At 36.6% G+C, this 14,292-nt stretch carries 16 protein-coding genes; 13 read left to right on the top strand and 3 right to left on the bottom strand.

The features are described from left to right. The first annotated feature begins 194 nt into the window (after positions 1-194). The 10 genes from AC2VNP_RS06435 to AC2VNP_RS06390 all read left to right on the top strand — a co-directional run bounded on the left by AC2VNP_RS06435 (position 195) and on the right by AC2VNP_RS06390 (position 11,489). Positions 195-473 (top strand): hypothetical protein, encoded by a 279-nt coding sequence (locus tag AC2VNP_RS06435; RefSeq protein ID WP_486916547.1) that lies wholly within the window; start codon positions 195-197, stop codon positions 471-473. A gap of 34 nt (positions 474-507) precedes the next feature. Further along, positions 508-1,254: a membrane protein insertase YidC gene (yidC, locus tag AC2VNP_RS06430; RefSeq protein ID WP_486916602.1), complete on the top strand. Its 747-nt coding sequence runs from the start codon at positions 508-510 to the stop codon at positions 1,252-1,254. Between the two features lie 259 nt (positions 1,255-1,513). Beyond that, positions 1,514-1,843, top strand: a complete 330-nt coding sequence (locus AC2VNP_RS06425) for a hypothetical protein (RefSeq protein WP_418198524.1) — start codon at positions 1,514-1,516, stop codon at positions 1,841-1,843. Between the two features lie 500 nt (positions 1,844-2,343). Next, complete coding sequence (locus AC2VNP_RS06420) at positions 2,344-3,585, top strand: metallophosphoesterase family protein (RefSeq protein WP_486916546.1); 1,242 nt, start codon at positions 2,344-2,346, stop codon at positions 3,583-3,585. Then, positions 3,585-6,554: an ATP-binding protein gene (locus AC2VNP_RS06415; RefSeq protein ID WP_486916545.1), complete on the top strand. Its 2,970-nt coding sequence runs from the start codon at positions 3,585-3,587 to the stop codon at positions 6,552-6,554. The genes AC2VNP_RS06420 and AC2VNP_RS06415 overlap by 1 nt, the downstream gene beginning before the upstream one ends. A 210-nt stretch (positions 6,555-6,764) precedes the next feature. Further along, positions 6,765-7,445, top strand: a complete 681-nt coding sequence (locus AC2VNP_RS06410; protein WP_418198521.1) for a response regulator transcription factor — start codon at positions 6,765-6,767, stop codon at positions 7,443-7,445. Then, a complete protein-coding gene (locus tag AC2VNP_RS06405; protein ID WP_486916544.1) occupies positions 7,442-8,812 on the top strand; it encodes a sensor histidine kinase in 1,371 nt (456 codons plus the stop codon). Before AC2VNP_RS06410 ends, AC2VNP_RS06405 begins: the two co-directional genes overlap by 4 nt. Before the next feature lie 34 nt (positions 8,813-8,846). Next, positions 8,847-10,064: an MFS transporter gene (locus AC2VNP_RS06400; protein ID WP_486916543.1), complete on the top strand. Its 1,218-nt coding sequence runs from the start codon at positions 8,847-8,849 to the stop codon at positions 10,062-10,064. Between the two features lie 76 nt (positions 10,065-10,140). Beyond that, entirely contained in the window at positions 10,141-11,100 is a 960-nt protein-coding gene (gene yhaM, locus AC2VNP_RS06395; RefSeq protein ID WP_486916542.1) for a 3'-5' exoribonuclease YhaM, read from the top strand. A 107-nt stretch (positions 11,101-11,207) separates the two neighbouring features. After that, positions 11,208-11,489 carry a sporulation YhaL family protein gene (locus tag AC2VNP_RS06390; protein WP_486916541.1) on the top strand — a complete coding sequence of 94 codons (282 nt, stop codon included), beginning with the start codon at positions 11,208-11,210 and terminating at the stop codon, positions 11,487-11,489. Positions 11,490-11,659: 170 nt separating this feature from the next. Here AC2VNP_RS06390 and AC2VNP_RS06385 read toward each other — a convergent pair whose 3' ends face one another. Next, positions 11,660-11,749: a YjcZ family sporulation protein gene (locus AC2VNP_RS06385; protein ID WP_275119574.1), complete on the bottom strand. Its 90-nt coding sequence runs from the start codon at positions 11,747-11,749 to the stop codon at positions 11,660-11,662. 136 nt (positions 11,750-11,885) lie between these two features. Beyond that, positions 11,886-12,698 carry a peptidylprolyl isomerase gene (locus AC2VNP_RS06380; protein WP_486916540.1) on the bottom strand — a complete coding sequence of 271 codons (813 nt, stop codon included), beginning with the start codon at positions 12,696-12,698 and terminating at the stop codon, positions 11,886-11,888. A gap of 187 nt (positions 12,699-12,885) precedes the next feature. Here AC2VNP_RS06380 and AC2VNP_RS06375 point away from each other — a divergent pair, with 187 nt between their 5' ends. Together AC2VNP_RS06375 and AC2VNP_RS06370 are read left to right on the top strand one after the other, a co-directional pair. Continuing rightward, positions 12,886-12,969, top strand: coding sequence for a YjcZ family sporulation protein (locus tag AC2VNP_RS06375; protein WP_075387556.1), 84 nt, complete (start codon positions 12,886-12,888; stop codon positions 12,967-12,969). A 108-nt stretch (positions 12,970-13,077) separates the two neighbouring features. Beyond that, on the top strand, positions 13,078-13,170 hold the full coding sequence (locus AC2VNP_RS06370) for a YjcZ family sporulation protein (protein WP_216829380.1): 93 nt from the start codon (positions 13,078-13,080) through the stop codon (positions 13,168-13,170). A 188-nt stretch (positions 13,171-13,358) separates the two neighbouring features. Here AC2VNP_RS06370 and AC2VNP_RS06365 read toward each other — a convergent pair whose 3' ends face one another. Then, positions 13,359-13,538 carry a hypothetical protein gene (locus AC2VNP_RS06365; RefSeq protein ID WP_275119576.1) on the bottom strand — a complete coding sequence of 60 codons (180 nt, stop codon included), beginning with the start codon at positions 13,536-13,538 and terminating at the stop codon, positions 13,359-13,361. A gap of 157 nt (positions 13,539-13,695) precedes the next feature. Between AC2VNP_RS06365 and AC2VNP_RS06360 the strand changes: the two genes are divergently transcribed. Next, on the top strand, positions 13,696-14,280 hold the full coding sequence (locus tag AC2VNP_RS06360; protein WP_486916539.1) for a YpmS family protein: 585 nt from the start codon (positions 13,696-13,698) through the stop codon (positions 14,278-14,280). Positions 14,281-14,292: the final 12 nt, after the last annotated feature.

Here is a 14,292-nt window from a genome sequence, read left to right as displayed (position 1 = left end):
GAAGTTCCTTTGAGTTTTCTTTGTCTAGCTCCAGGTGCCATCGGCTCGAGGTCGCTTCGGTCCAACAATCGTGTCTAAAGAGCAAGACACTTATTGCTGGCCCTCCAGCGCTTGTCGCCGATAAGCGGGCACCTTGCGCTTTTCTTTGTAAATGTTATAATTTAACAAAACGTATTAGAAAGGGGGCGATGAGTATGTTTGAGGTGACGTTTGATCTTCCTGTTATTTGGCTTTTACTCGGTGTATCAATGGTCTATATTACAGCCGCATTATCGAGAAAAGTTATGCATTGGCATTTTCAACGAAAGTACTTTGCTAAAAGCAATGATAGAGACAACGAAATACTCAATGTTACGCCACCACTACTCATCGTCCTATCGTTTATATTAATAAAAAGAAAGATACCGAGCTTTCATGATCGAAACTCGAAAAACGATGATGATGCAATTCCTTCCTTATTATTGAACGTATAAAACTCAATAATAAGGAGGATGTTCATTGAAACAGATTACGAATAAGTATATACTGTTCTTTTTATTAATTGGATGTACGCTGTTGCTTGCTAGTTGTGGAGCAACGACTCAACCTATTTCCGCAGAATCAACAGGAATTTGGAATCACTATTTTGTGTATCCCCTATCCTGGTTAATTACATTTGTTGCTCAACTCTTTAACGGTAGTTTTGGTTTATCGATTATTGTAGTTACTATTTTTATTCGCTTGGTAATTTTACCGCTAACTTTAAAACAAAACCGAAGTAGTCGCGCGATGCAAGCGATAAAGCCTGAAATGGAAGCTTTAAAAAGTCGTTATAATATGAAAGATCCAAAAGAACAGCAAAAGTTTCAAAAAGAAATGTTCAGTCTATATCAGAAACATGGGGTTAACCCTATGGCAGGTTGTTTGCCAATATTCATTCAAATGCCGGTTTTAATGGCTTTTTATTTTGCTATTATGAGAACAGAAGAAATTGCGAGGCATTCTTTTCTTTGGTTCAATCTAGGTAGTCCAGATCCATTATTTATATTACCGATTGTTGCTGCGATTACTACTTTTATTCAAGGGAAACTAACGATGCGTACGCTGCCCGCCAATATGCAAGTCACAATATATATCATGCCTGCTATGATCTTGATGGCTGCTTTAGCGATGCCGTCAGCACTAGCGTTGTATTGGGTAATCGGTAATTTATTTATGATCGTACAAAGTTACTTCCTTTTTGGAAGAACAAGAGATGTTGAGTTAAATGCATAAATTAAGAATGAAAGAGGGTGACATCTTAGTCATCCTCTTTCATTTTTGAAAGTAGGAAAGCATAAAATTCGAGATGTCTAGCTCCAGGCGCCATCGGCTCGAGGTCGCTTCGGTCCATCAATCGTGTCTAAAGAGCAAGACACTTATTGTTGGCCCTCCAGCGCTTGTCGCCGATAAACAGGCGCCTTGCGCTTTTCTTGTAACCATTCGCCCAACGTTGAATATGATGAAATGGATTAATCATGAGGAGGGCGTAAACATGTATAATAAACAGTACATGCAATCGCTATGTCAGCAATACATGAATCAGAATGTAATGGTGCAAACGGCGGATCAACAAACGTTTCACGGTATTATCGAACACGTTGATAATGATCATGTATACTTAGCGGTGCCAATGGATGATATGCAGCAATCCGGTCATGGATATATGAGAAGCGATGAAAGACAATGGGGTTATCCCTACGGTGGATTTGGATATCCCTATGCTCCGTATCCATTCTATCCACGACCACGGCCATTTCGTCGACTCGTCTTGCCATTAGCAGCTTTAACTGCCATTTCGTTATTACCTTATTTTTGGTGGTAAGATTAAATAAAACATTTAAGGAGGCTGGGCCTCCTTTTTTTGTTTGCGCTGTTAGTTCACCATAGAGGAAAAAACAAGGAGGAGCAGAGGGAGAGGTAAAAATTAGGAGGAAGCGTGAACGAAAGTGCGGAATGGTGAGTGGTAGGGGAAAATTAGGAGAAAGTGTGAACGAAAAGCGCGGAATGATGAGCGGTAGAGGGAAAAATTAGGAGAAAGCGTGAACGAAAAGCGCGGAATGATGAGCGGTAGAGGAACAACCTAGGGGAACCCACGAACCCATCAACCAAAACGCCTGAATGGTATCCACTAGAGGAAATATCTATGAGAAGACAACCGTCGTAAGCAACAGGAGATGGAATTGATGACGTTGCTTATGGTTATCACCTCTTTACTCTTTTCTAAAGCAGTCATACTATTCGAGTCTTTATAGAACACATGTTCACTTTTTGGTATAATAAAGCTATGAAAAACAGAAAGAGTTTCTATGAGGTGGTGAAACATTGAAACAGTTGCGTTTTATACATACTGCTGATTTACATTTGGATAGTCCTTTTAAAGGTTTGGCGCATTTACCTGAACCTCTGCTTAAACAAATATATCAAAGCTCGTTTTATTCATTTAGGAAAATAATTGACCTTGCGATAGAACAACAAGTTGATTTTATATTGATCTCAGGCGACTTATATGATCATGATCAAAGAAGTTTAAAAGCTCAACTTTTTCTTAGAAAAGAATTTGCAAGATTAGACGAAGAAAACATTCCAGTTTATATTATCCACGGGAATCACGATCACCTTAATGGTAATTGGGTGTCTGTGAGTTGGACAAATAATGTTCATTTTTTTTCAAGCGAAATAGAATGTAAACGTTTTGTTAGTTCAAATGGTACAACAGCTCATATCTACGGGTTTAGTTATCAGGAGCGAGAAATATATGAAAGAAAAATTGACCAGTATAAAAAAGTCGAAGGAGCAGACTTCCATATTGGAATGCTTCATGGGCAAGAGCATAGCATAACCGGCCACAATCCATATGCGCCATTCCATACGAAGGAATTAGAAGAAAAGGACTTCAACTACTGGGCTTTAGGACACATACATCAGAGGGTTCAACTAAAACCAACAATTTTCTACCCGGGAAATATTCAAGGCAGGCATAGGAAAGAAACGGGGAAAAAAGGGTGTTTATTAGTAGAGATCGATGAAACAAATGATGTTCATGCCGAATTTTATAAAACAGCTCCATTACTTTGGGAAACGTTAGAAATTCCCATTAACAACATCCAAACACATGATCAATTTTTAGCTTACTGTGAACAAATGATTGATGATAGACGGAGATTAAAGAAAAGCTTCATGTTACATCTACAATTTACGGGGGAAGGACCAATTTCAGATCTTTTTGAAGAAAAAGATCAGATAGAGGATTGGATAACACATGTGAATGAAGATCAAGACCATGAAGAAACTTTCGTTTGGATTTCTTCGTATGAAAATAACACAAAAAAGAAATGGGATATTCATCAATTACAACAGCAAGATGACTTTTTAGGTGATATTACGAGAGTTACGGCGGAATTAATTGAAAGCTCTCATGAGGATGTAAAAGAAGTACTTAAAGAATTATATAATCATCGAAAAGCTAAACCATTCCTAGAGCCATTGAGTGGTGAGGATTTTGAAAAACTACTAGAAGATGGCCGAGATCTGTTATTAAAAGAATTATTAAAGGAGTGGGGTTAATGAGAATTACGCACTTACATATTTACGGATATGGAAAATTTTGCGATAAGCAAATTAACTTCGATTCTACAGGATTACAAGTTATATATGGGGAAAACGAAAAGGGGAAGTCTACAATAAAATCGTTCGTCACAGTGATGTTGTTTGGTTTTCCGACAAAATCTCAAGCAGGTGCCCACTATGAACCGAAGCAAGGAACAAGTTATGGTGGTAAGTTAACTATAGAAATGAAAGAGGTAGGTAAAGTTACGATTGAAAGACAAAAAGGGAAAAATAATGGGAAAGCTGTAGTTTATTTTGAAGATGGAACGGTTAGTGGTGAAGAAGCATTACACAACCTGTTAGGTGGGATAGATAAACGGGTCTTCTTAGGTATATTTTCATTTAGTGCTAGTGATTTACAAAAAATGGAGCAGTTAAAGACGGAAGAATTAAACCAATACTTGCATGGTGCAAGTATTTGGGGGAAAGGTTCGTTAAGTGAACTGGAGAAAAAGATTGAAAAAGGACAACAAGAATTATTCAAGCCAAGTGGGAAAAGGCCTATTCTTAATGAAAAGTTACAACAGTTAGAAGAGATGAAGAAAAGTTTAAAACAAGTTGAGAGTCAGCTCAATCATTATAATGAATTACTAGTGCAGCGAAGGGACCTTCAATCTCAATCTAAGCAGATCAGCGAAACTATTAATTTGTTAAAAGACAGAATAAAGATACAAGAAAAATTAAAGATTATCGAGCCATTGTATGTTCAGGAAAAGGGTATCGTTGCACAACTAGAGCAACTTCCATTTATTGAAAATTTTCCAATCCACGGTATTGATGCAGTGAAAGATAGTATAGCAAAAGAACAGGCATTGAAGGAGCAGTTAGTCGACTTAGAACTTAAGTTAAGCGAACAGGAGCAACAAACAAAGGAAGGTACACTAAGAGCTAATTTTGAACAAATTAAAGAACAAGCACTACTGCTAAAAGAGCATACTTATGAGTATGAAAGATTAAAAGAAGAGTTATCTAGTGTAGATCTAGAGTTGCATAAAACCAATCAACTAATTGCAGATCATACAGAAAGATTAGGCCGTGATTGGAGTACTGAAACCGTTTTGCGTGCAGAAACTAGTTTAACAGCAAAAGAAGAGTTAAAAACACTAGTGCAACGAGAAAGAAAGTCTCTTTATGAACAAGAACAGTTAGAGGTTGAACTGAAGACGAAGTCCTTTCAACTTGAACAAGCGAAAGGAAAGGTGACAGACATACAAGGACAGTGTCTGTCAATCATAGAGAAAGAAGAAATCGAACAAGAGTTGATAAATCTTAAAGAGAAAAGATCCAAAAGACTTGAGTTAGAGCAACAAATTCATTGGCAGAAGCTTCATCCCAAAAGCTCTGATCATCAAAAGAAAAACCGGTTTTATCTTATCCTTATATCTCTATTATTATTTGGGATGGGGGGATGGTTAGTATATATACAACAGTGGATTCCTTCTATTCTGGCATTTGTTTCGGCTGTTATCATGCTTTATATGAACAGTACTAACAAAATGAGTAATGATCAAATGGTTCACCCTGAAATTGTAGAACAGGAAAAAAAGCTAGAACAATTAAGAACAACTTATGAGTTAGAAAGAGATATTGAACAATTAGAACGGACGCTTAACCATAATACTGTTAAAGCAAATCAATTAGAGTTAAGGCAACAACAATTGTCACAAGATGAAAAAGGGTATCACCTATTATTAGCAGCTATTGAAACTTGTGAAAACGAGCTTGAACTTATCCATAATCAATTAATGGAATGGTGTAGAAAATATCAATTTGATCATCATGGTAATTGCCAACATCATTTAGAATTGTTCGACCTTATTGTTGACACGAAACAACTAATAAACGATCAAAAGTACTTTAAAAAAAGAAAATCAGTAATTTGTGAGCGACTCAAGGAAATTCACAGCTTAGGACAGAAAATAGCTGGTGAATTGTTCATAAAAGAAAACGAGAGTTTTGCTGTACTTGTACATAAAATTCATGAAGTGATCGAGCTAGAAGAAAAATCAAGAATGCAAATTTTAGAAACAAACAAAAGTGTGGAGAAACTCAAATCCGAAATAGATACACTGAAAAAGAAAATTCAGTATTTACAAGAAGGTCGTTTTGAATGGCTAGAGAGGGGTTCAGCTAGAGAGGAAGAAGAATTCTTTTATTTAGCTGACATTGCAATTGAAAGACAGGCGCTTAACAAAGAATTAGTATTTCTTCGCTCCCAACAAGCCCAAATTGCAACTGAAAGTTTAACTAAAGAAGAAGTAGTCTCTCAATTAGAGCAAGGGCTCGTTACCATAGAAGAAGGTTTAGTTATGTTAAATGAGCAGTTAGCAGAAGCAGTAGAACGACAATCGGCACATCAAAAACAACTTGGGAAAATAGATCATGAAATTGAACAATTGGAAATAGGAACGAATCATTCTCAACTCTGTCAAACGTATGAATTAAAAAAATCAGAATTCCAGGAGGTTGCCAAAGACTGGGCAACCTTGCGACTCGGACAATTGATAATGAAGCAAGCTAAGTCGATTTATGAAATGGAAAGACAGCCTGTTGTCATCCAAAAAGCAAAAGAAATATTTTCAAAAATGACAAATGGTGAGTATGTTCACTTATTTGCGCCTATTTCAGAAAATACATTCATTGTTGAGCGACATGATGGGGTTCGATTTTATCCGGATGAGTTGAGTCAGGGGACAGGTGAACAATTATATTTATCCCTTCGACTCGCTTTAGCACTGGAGTATCAGGTAAAATCTCCTATGCCAATTATTTTAGATGATATTATGGTAAATTTTGATGATGTAAGAAAGGTTAACGCCAAGTCAGTCATAGAGGAAGTAGCTAAAAAGCACCAAATTCTTTTCTTTTCATGTCATAAACAAATTAAAAACCTTTTTCAACAAGAGTCAACGTTCGTACTGTCGTAATCATGTTTCTTTATAAAAAGAAATAGATTTGATAAAATATGAATCATATGTGATGACGCATTTGTTTGAAAGAAGTGAAAAAATCCTACTGATGAAGTGGGATTTTTTTAAAATTATAGCTGAATAAAATTATACAGTTGATATTCGTTGATTTTGAAGCACTGCCGTTTGTAAAGTCAACTTCTTGTTAATCCTAGGAGGGATAAGAGTATGAATCAATTTATTGTACATTTAGTAGAAGATGAAGAAAACCTGTCTCAAGTGTTAAAGGCCTATTTAGAAAAAGAAGGCTGGTTTGTAAAAGCATTTGATAATGGTGATGCAGCCGTTCAAGCGATAGAAGAGAAACCACATTTATGGATATTAGATATTATGCTACCTGGCACAGATGGTTATCAAGTATTGAAGGCGATAAAGGAACACAGTGATACACCAGTTATTTTTATATCCGCTCGTGATCAAGATTTGGACCGAGTCTTAGGGTTAGAAATGGGTAGTGATGATTATTTGGCAAAACCGTTTTTACCTCAAGAACTGATTATTCGAACAAAAAAATTGCTTTCACGTGTGTATGGCACTGGACAAAACGAACAACGAAAGATTGAACTAAATGATTATCTTATTGATCCAGTTGGCAGAACGGTGATCGATAAGCACGGGCCTGCTGATCCAGTTGATTTAACGACAAAAGAAATGGACTTAATCTTATTGTTAACAGGAAAAGTGGGTAAAGCTTTTTCAAGGGAAGAAATAATTGAGCATGTTTGGGGAGAAAACTATTACGGTTCGGAACGAGCAGTTGATGATGTCGTAAGACGGGTTCGTAAAAAGATGCCTCGCGTACACTTAGAAACTCTTTATGGTTATGGATATCGAGTCTTATCATCATGATTAGAGTTAATTTAACACAGAGGATTTGGCTTTCGTTTATTTCGTTAATTGTACTCGTTGGCCTCTCCATCATTATTATCTATCCGATCTCCCTTAAAGGAACCTTGACGGAAGAAACGTATCGAATTATTGAACAAGAGCAGGCGAGGTTTGCTAATCCCTACAGTGAATATTTTACGCCACCACAATCAGAGGTCGATTTCATCGAACGGCGTGAAGCGGAACGGTCTGTAGGACACTTGTTTGTCATCAACCAATATGGTACACGTCGTGGTGACTCTGTGCCAAACGAAGTTCTTCAAGAAATGGGTGAAAACGCGTTTGCTCAAGAAACAACTAGAGGGCGTTACGAATTAACCTATAACGGAGCTACTTTATTTTATGTGATTACGAAAATTAAGACGACAAATGAGGAAGCTTATCAAATTTCTTACATGTGGGATACGTATCGCGATCGAATGGTTAATAGACTTTGGGAACGATTACTTTATATTTTACTACTTACGAGTGCATTAAGTTTATTACCAGCGATTTATTTGAACCATTATTTAAGACAACCTCTTACGGTATTGGGAAATCACTTTGAACAAATTGCTAAAAGAAATTGGCAAGAACCTTTTATATGGAAGGGCGATGATGATTTCCAAAAGTTATCTTACCAATTTGAACGAATGCGGCAAAACCTGATGCGTTATGATCGAGCGCAAAAGACATTTATACAGCATGCTTCCCATGAATTAAAAACACCAATTATGGTTATCAAAAGTTATGCTCAAAGTGTAAAAGACGGGATACTGCCGAAGGAGAATATTGAAAGTACAATGAATGTAATCCTTGAAGAAGCGGATCGAATGGAGCGCCGTGTAAAGGATATGTTGTACTTTACTAAATTAGACTCTTTAAAAGATGAGGATCCGGTTCGCGAGGAAATTACGTTTGGTGCCATCGCTTTCCACTTAGAAGAACGTTTTCGGATTCAGCGTGAAGATGTGACGTTCATTATTACCGGAGCTGATGTTAAATTCAGAGGAGATAAAGAACAAATACAAGTATTATTAGAAAACTTCATCGAAAATGCGCTTCGATATGCCAATCAGAAAATATATATTAAAGCTGAAAAGAGCGAACAAACCGTAAGACTTACCGTTGACAATGACGGTGATCAAATATCTGTAAGTGATATTCATAATATTTTTACCCCTTTCCATAAAGGAAATAAGGGCCAGTTTGGATTAGGATTAGCTATTGTAAAACGGATTGCGGAATTACACGGTGGATACCCTGGCGTTGAAAACAGAGAAGAAGGTGTGAGCTTTTTTGTAGTATTACCGCATGATGGTGAGTCAAAAAAGAAAAAAACAGAGTAAAAAAAGAGGAATAAAGAAAGAAGGTCAATCACTAATGGAGCAGCAATTGGAAGAAGAAAGAGTGAGTAAGAAACCATTAATTATGCTCATGTTAAATATGTTTGTCATTATGATGGGAATTGGATTAGTTATTCCAATTCTTCCATACTATATAGAACAATTTGGTGCTTCAAGTATCGAGCTTGGTATTCTTATTGCGATTTTTTCTTTTATGCAATTTCTGCTAGCACCATTTTGGGGAAGGCTTTCGGACCGTGTAGGAAGAAAACCGTTAATTGCCTTAGGAATGTTTGGTTTTGCAATAGCTGAATTTATTTTTGCATTTGCTACGCAACTTTGGATGCTTTTTCTTTCAAGAATGCTAGCCGGAGCATTTGGGTCTGCGATCATGCCGTCTGCGATGGCCTTTGTATCTGATCGAACTTCAGAACAAAAAAGAGGTCAAGGAATGGGAATGTTAGGAGCTGCTATGGCTCTAGGCTTTGTAGTGGGGCCAGGGATTGGAGGATGGTTAGCAGAAATCAATCTCGCTGCACCGTTTGTGTTTGCAGGGATTGCTGCTAGTATTGCCGGATTGTTCTCCTTATTTTTATTACCTGAGTCACTTCCAAAAGAACAAAGAGAAGCAAATGCAGTGAAACAAAGTGAAGTAAAACAAAGTCAAATGGTCCAGATGGGAAAAGCAATCAAGAGCCCGATTGGATTTTGGTTAATCCTTGTTTTCGTAATGAGCTTTGCCCTAGCTAACTTCCAAACAATCTTCGGAATTTATGCACTGTATCAGTTTAATTACTCTCCTAGTCAAGTAGGGACGATCATGGTATTTGTCGGTGTCGTCGGTGCTGTTGCCCAAGGCGTTCTTGTCGGTCGTTTAACAACAAAGTTTGGTGATGACAAAGTTGTGTTAGGCGCCTTATTAGTCGGTGGAATCGGGTTTATATTCATGTCCCTTGCTTTTAATTTTACCACCGTTCTTTTGACAACTTGTTTCTTTTTCTTAGGTAACTCCATATTGCGTCCTGCATTAAATACGACGCTGTCAAGATTAGCAGATGGACATCAAGGTATGGTCATGGGCCTAAATAATTCGTTTATGAGTCTAGGAAATGTCGTCGGTGCTTTAATAGCAGGTGTTTTATTTGAAGTAAATATCTTTCTGCCATATAGTTTAGGGGCTGTAACATTGCTAATGGCATTTTTTGTTACAATTTATTGGTTATCTCGAAAAAAACGACGACAAGCCGTTATCTAATTACATTCTCTTTACTTAATGTAAAAGAACTATATGATATACTAAGAGTAAGAAAACTGTTGAAAGTGGTGTAATTATGAGTAAAGGAATTGTCCATTATCGAACTGGGGATTCTTTAGATAGTTACTTTTTAATAAAAACAGCAACCAAAGGAACAGCTAGCAATGGTAAACCTTTTTTGACACTTATATTAAGTGACAATACAGGAGAGGTTGAGGCGAAACTATGGTCTTGTTCCCCTGAAGATGAAGCGACGTTTAAAAGTAAAGAAATCGTTCATATTATTGGTGAGCTTTCTGAGTTTCGCGGAAAGAACCAATTGAAGATTAATAGTATTCGCCCTACTACAGCAATGGATAATGTAAAAATTGCAGATTTTATTCGATCGGCCCCCATTTCTCCTGAGGAAATGCTAGAGAAAGTCACTCAATATATTTTTGATATGAGAAATGCCAATATTCAAAGGATTACAAGGCATTTATTAAAGAAGCATCAAGAAGCTTTTCTTGAGTCGCCGGCAGCCACGAAAAATCATCATGAATTTGTGTCTGGCTTGGCCTATCATGTGGTATCGATGTTAGACTTAGCCAAATCAATTTCGGTGCTGTACCCTAGTCTAGATACTGATTTATTATATGCTGGAATTATCTTGCACGATTTAGGTAAAGTAAGAGAATTGTCTGGTCCTATTGACACAATCTATACGATTGAAGGTAAACTTCTTGGACATATTACAATTATGGTTAATGAAATTGCGGAAGCAGCGAAAGAACTCGGAATAGACGGTGAAGAAGTGCTCATTCTTCAACATCTTGTCCTTAGTCATCATGGTAAAGGAGAGTGGGGAAGTCCGAAGCCGCCTCTTATTCGTGAAGCAGAAATTCTTCATATGATTGATAACGTCGATGCGAAGATGAATATGATGGATCGAGCCTTAGAACGAGTCCAGCCAGGAGAGTTTTCAGATCGAGTTCATGCTCTAGAAAATCGTTCATTATATAAGCCTAGTTTTCATGAAAAACCGTTAGACATTTAAAATCTAATAATCTCTTTAAAAAAACTTCCTTTCATTCTTAATTTAGACATACAAAAAAAAGACAAGCATAGATTAATAGAAAGACAGTGAAAGGAAGGGAGATTTATATGAAAAATAAACAAATGCAAATGATAGTCCTCGTATGTATCGGTCTTTTACTATTTCTTGTTTCAGGACTAGACTTTTCATCAATTGTGTTACTTAATGCTGAACCGTGGTGGATGTATTTTGTTATATTAGGGATTATAATTAGTGCTTATTATTTTATAAAACATTCGCTAGCAGATAAAAAAGTTGATGATGAGTTTATTGAAAAAGAAGGACAAGTTTTTATGGAACGGATACAAGAAGATCGGGAAAAGCGTAAGCGTTACAGTGAAGAGCCATGAGTGAATTCCACTTATGGCTCTTTTTAAAATTGAAGTTGTCTAGCTCCAGGCGCCATCGGCTCGAGGTCGCTTCGGTCCATCAAGCGTGTCTAAAGAGCAAGACACTTATTGCTGGCCCTCCAGCGCTTGTCGCCGATAAGCAGGCACCTTGCGCTTTTCTTATATAACGGTTAGCAGTATGCCGCACCGACAATAATTAATAAGATAAATAAAACTACGATTAAAGTAAATCCGCCAAATGCTGGAGTTGCTTTTGTCATTTCAATCATCCTTTCAGTGACTTAATTAGTTATCTAACTATACAACAAACTATGCAAGTTTAAAGAAGGATGTTCTAGGCGGATGCGGAAACAAAGAAAACAGGTGAAGCGAAATGCTTCACCTGCGGGTGTTTTATTAGAAAAGTTCTTTAAATTGTGGGTCATTTACCTTGATGTTAGCTTCATTATATAGTTCTTCCATAACTTCATCGTACGTTTTTACAATGACACGCTTATCGGTTACTTTAATGATGTGGTAGCCATATTCAGTTTCTACGAGGTCACTCACTCCACCAATTTCTAGGTTGAATGCAGCTGTCTCAAACTCAGGAACCATTCTTCCTTTTCCAAAAAAGCCAAGTTCGCCACCTCTTTGAGCTGAACCTGGGTCGATTGAATATTCAGTAGCTAGTTCTTGAAAATCTTCACCGGCATTGATTTTAGCAAGTATTTCTTCAGCCGTTTCTTTCTCTTCAACTAAGATATGACTCGCTTCAACTTCGATTTGATCTTCATCGATAATTTCAAGGTCAGCTTCATCAATGTCTTGAGTCATTAAACCTTGAACAGCTAGTCTTGAAATAATAAATTCATTTTTAAATTCTTCCATTGTTTCTACAGGTAAGCCAAATTGCATTTGAAGAATTTGTAGTAGTTCTTCATCTGTTTCTACACCAAACTCTGCTTTAAATGTATTAACTTCTTCTTCAACCTTTGCTGGGTCAATATCAGCATTAGCAATGACCTGATCTAAAATTTGTTTTTCGACCATCTCTTTTAATAATTCATCACCATGTCTATCTTTTAATTCTTGAATAAAAGCTTCTTCGGTAACTGTAATATTAGTTCCTTCAACAATGGCTCCGCCTTGTGTACCGCCATCATTTGCACAAGCCCCTAATAATAGCGCACCAGATAAACCAAGTGCGAGAATACTTTTTTTCATCATGCCTGTCCACTCCTCAACCAATATGATTTTGCCTTTTTCCTTGCGCACTCTCTACTATAACATAATCTTTATGGAAAAGAAAAAAGAGTAAGCTTTTTATCAATTGACAGAATTGGTGCATTCGCCCAGTACGTTGAACTGATTTGTGCATAGGATATGGTAACGAAGCAATGAGGAGGTGTTATAGATGTCTCACGCATACTACGGTGGATTCGCGTTAATTGTTGTGTTGTTCATCTTATTAATCATCGTTGGTGCATCTTGGTACTAAGAGATACCGCTAAATAAACCTCGATCATTTACTTCTATTTAATTGGATCAAAGGCGGTTCTTTCGAGAAGTTGCCGAAAAATCAGAATCATTTAAAGGAGGATGTATTATGTCACACGGATATCATGGTGGATTCGCGTTACTAGTAGTATTATTCATCTTGTTAGTAATCATCGGAGCTAGCTGGGGTTACGGTTACTAATCATTCAAAAATGTAACACAAAAAGGATGAGACCACGTCTCATCCTTTTTGAAGTTAAGATATTATAAATTGTAAGCAAAGAAGTACATTCGACGTAGTAAACAATTAGGAATTAAGTATATGTGCAACTACGCCTCTGTCTTCGCTTAAACGCTCGCCAATGGGCAAGTTTTCTTTATCGCTTTGTACTATGTGAAGAGTATCTTTACATAGGTTGATGTCAATAAAATAGTAATAAGAACATTTATTGTACGAAAGACGATAGGTTGTCTTTCTTCTGGAATTTCTTTTTGCAAACATAAAGCATTCGTCATAGAATTAAAGATGAATAAAATAAATAAGGCAAATATAGCAAATATAAAAAGCATGAAGGAGCCTCCAATATATTTAATAAAAATAAGATGGACGTGACGCAGCATATTCTTATAAAATTACTTTAACAAAAGATTCGTGAAAAAGATAGTTGTTCGCTTGAAGTTCTAAATATGATCAACATTAGTAACTAATTATTATAGGGGGTGTAATGTGAAAAAGGCGATCAATTGGAAAGTAAGTTTTTTAGTTTTGGCCAGTATCAATATCATCTTTTTACTTACAGTCTTAATTATCATTTTAACACTCTTTCCAGCCGTTGATAAGAAAGAGTATTTAACAATTCCTGATGTAACACCTGAAGCAAACTTTACGATTCATACGACGAGAGATGAATTAAATCAACTCATTTCGCTTAAACTTCTCGAACAACCGAATCACCTAGTAACATATGATGTTTATTTATCGGAAGAGCAAATTGAATTTAAGACGATGATACCGATAATGTCTAGGGAGATTGGAATACAAGTAGATATGGTTCCTGAGGTTGCACCTAATGGGGACTTATTGCTTAACATCTCAACTATTTCAATGGGGCACTTTCAAATACCACGGCATTTAGTTATGCAGACGCTTATGGATTACATTTCATTTCCACCCTATATAAAGATTTTTCCTAATGAACAATTAGTACATCTTAACATGTCAGAAATTACAGAAGAAGAGAATATTTCATTTTATTTCAATAAGTTTGACCTATCTCATAATGAAATTGAATTGTTACTAAAAGTCCAATAACTAAAGGCTGAC

The organism is Alkalihalobacterium sp. TH-98 (genome assembly GCF_057473385.1).
The sequence above is the reverse complement of the archived record's forward strand: the minus strand, read 5'-3'. Positions and strand labels throughout refer to the sequence as shown.

Bases quoted from the DNA above. Each gene is read 5' to 3' on its own strand.
- AC2VNP_RS06405 (WP_486916544.1), top strand. From the start codon at position 7,442: ATGATTAGAGTTAATTTAACACAGAGGATTTGGCTTTCGTTTATTTCG.
- AC2VNP_RS06410 (WP_418198521.1), top strand. From the start codon at position 6,765: ATGAATCAATTTATTGTACATTTAGTAGAAGATGAAGAAAACCTGTCT.
- AC2VNP_RS06385 (WP_275119574.1), bottom strand. From the start codon at position 11,749: ATGACAAAAGCAACTCCAGCATTTGGCGGATTTACTTTAATCGTAGTT.
- AC2VNP_RS06365 (WP_275119576.1), bottom strand. From the start codon at position 13,538: ATGCTTTTTATATTTGCTATATTTGCCTTATTTATTTTATTCATCTTT.
- AC2VNP_RS06370 (WP_216829380.1), top strand. From the start codon at position 13,078: ATGTCACACGGATATCATGGTGGATTCGCGTTACTAGTAGTATTATTC.
- AC2VNP_RS06375 (WP_075387556.1), top strand. From the start codon at position 12,886: ATGTCTCACGCATACTACGGTGGATTCGCGTTAATTGTTGTGTTGTTC.
- AC2VNP_RS06415 (WP_486916545.1), top strand. From the start codon at position 3,585: ATGAGAATTACGCACTTACATATTTACGGATATGGAAAATTTTGCGAT.
- yhaM (WP_486916542.1), top strand. From the start codon at position 10,141: ATGAGTAAAGGAATTGTCCATTATCGAACTGGGGATTCTTTAGATAGT.
- AC2VNP_RS06380 (WP_486916540.1), bottom strand. From the start codon at position 12,698: ATGATGAAAAAAAGTATTCTCGCACTTGGTTTATCTGGTGCGCTATTA.
- AC2VNP_RS06400 (WP_486916543.1), top strand. From the start codon at position 8,847: ATGGAGCAGCAATTGGAAGAAGAAAGAGTGAGTAAGAAACCATTAATT.
- AC2VNP_RS06390 (WP_486916541.1), top strand. From the start codon at position 11,208: ATGAAAAATAAACAAATGCAAATGATAGTCCTCGTATGTATCGGTCTT.
- AC2VNP_RS06435 (WP_486916547.1), top strand. From the start codon at position 195: ATGTTTGAGGTGACGTTTGATCTTCCTGTTATTTGGCTTTTACTCGGT.
- AC2VNP_RS06425 (WP_418198524.1), top strand. From the start codon at position 1,514: ATGTATAATAAACAGTACATGCAATCGCTATGTCAGCAATACATGAAT.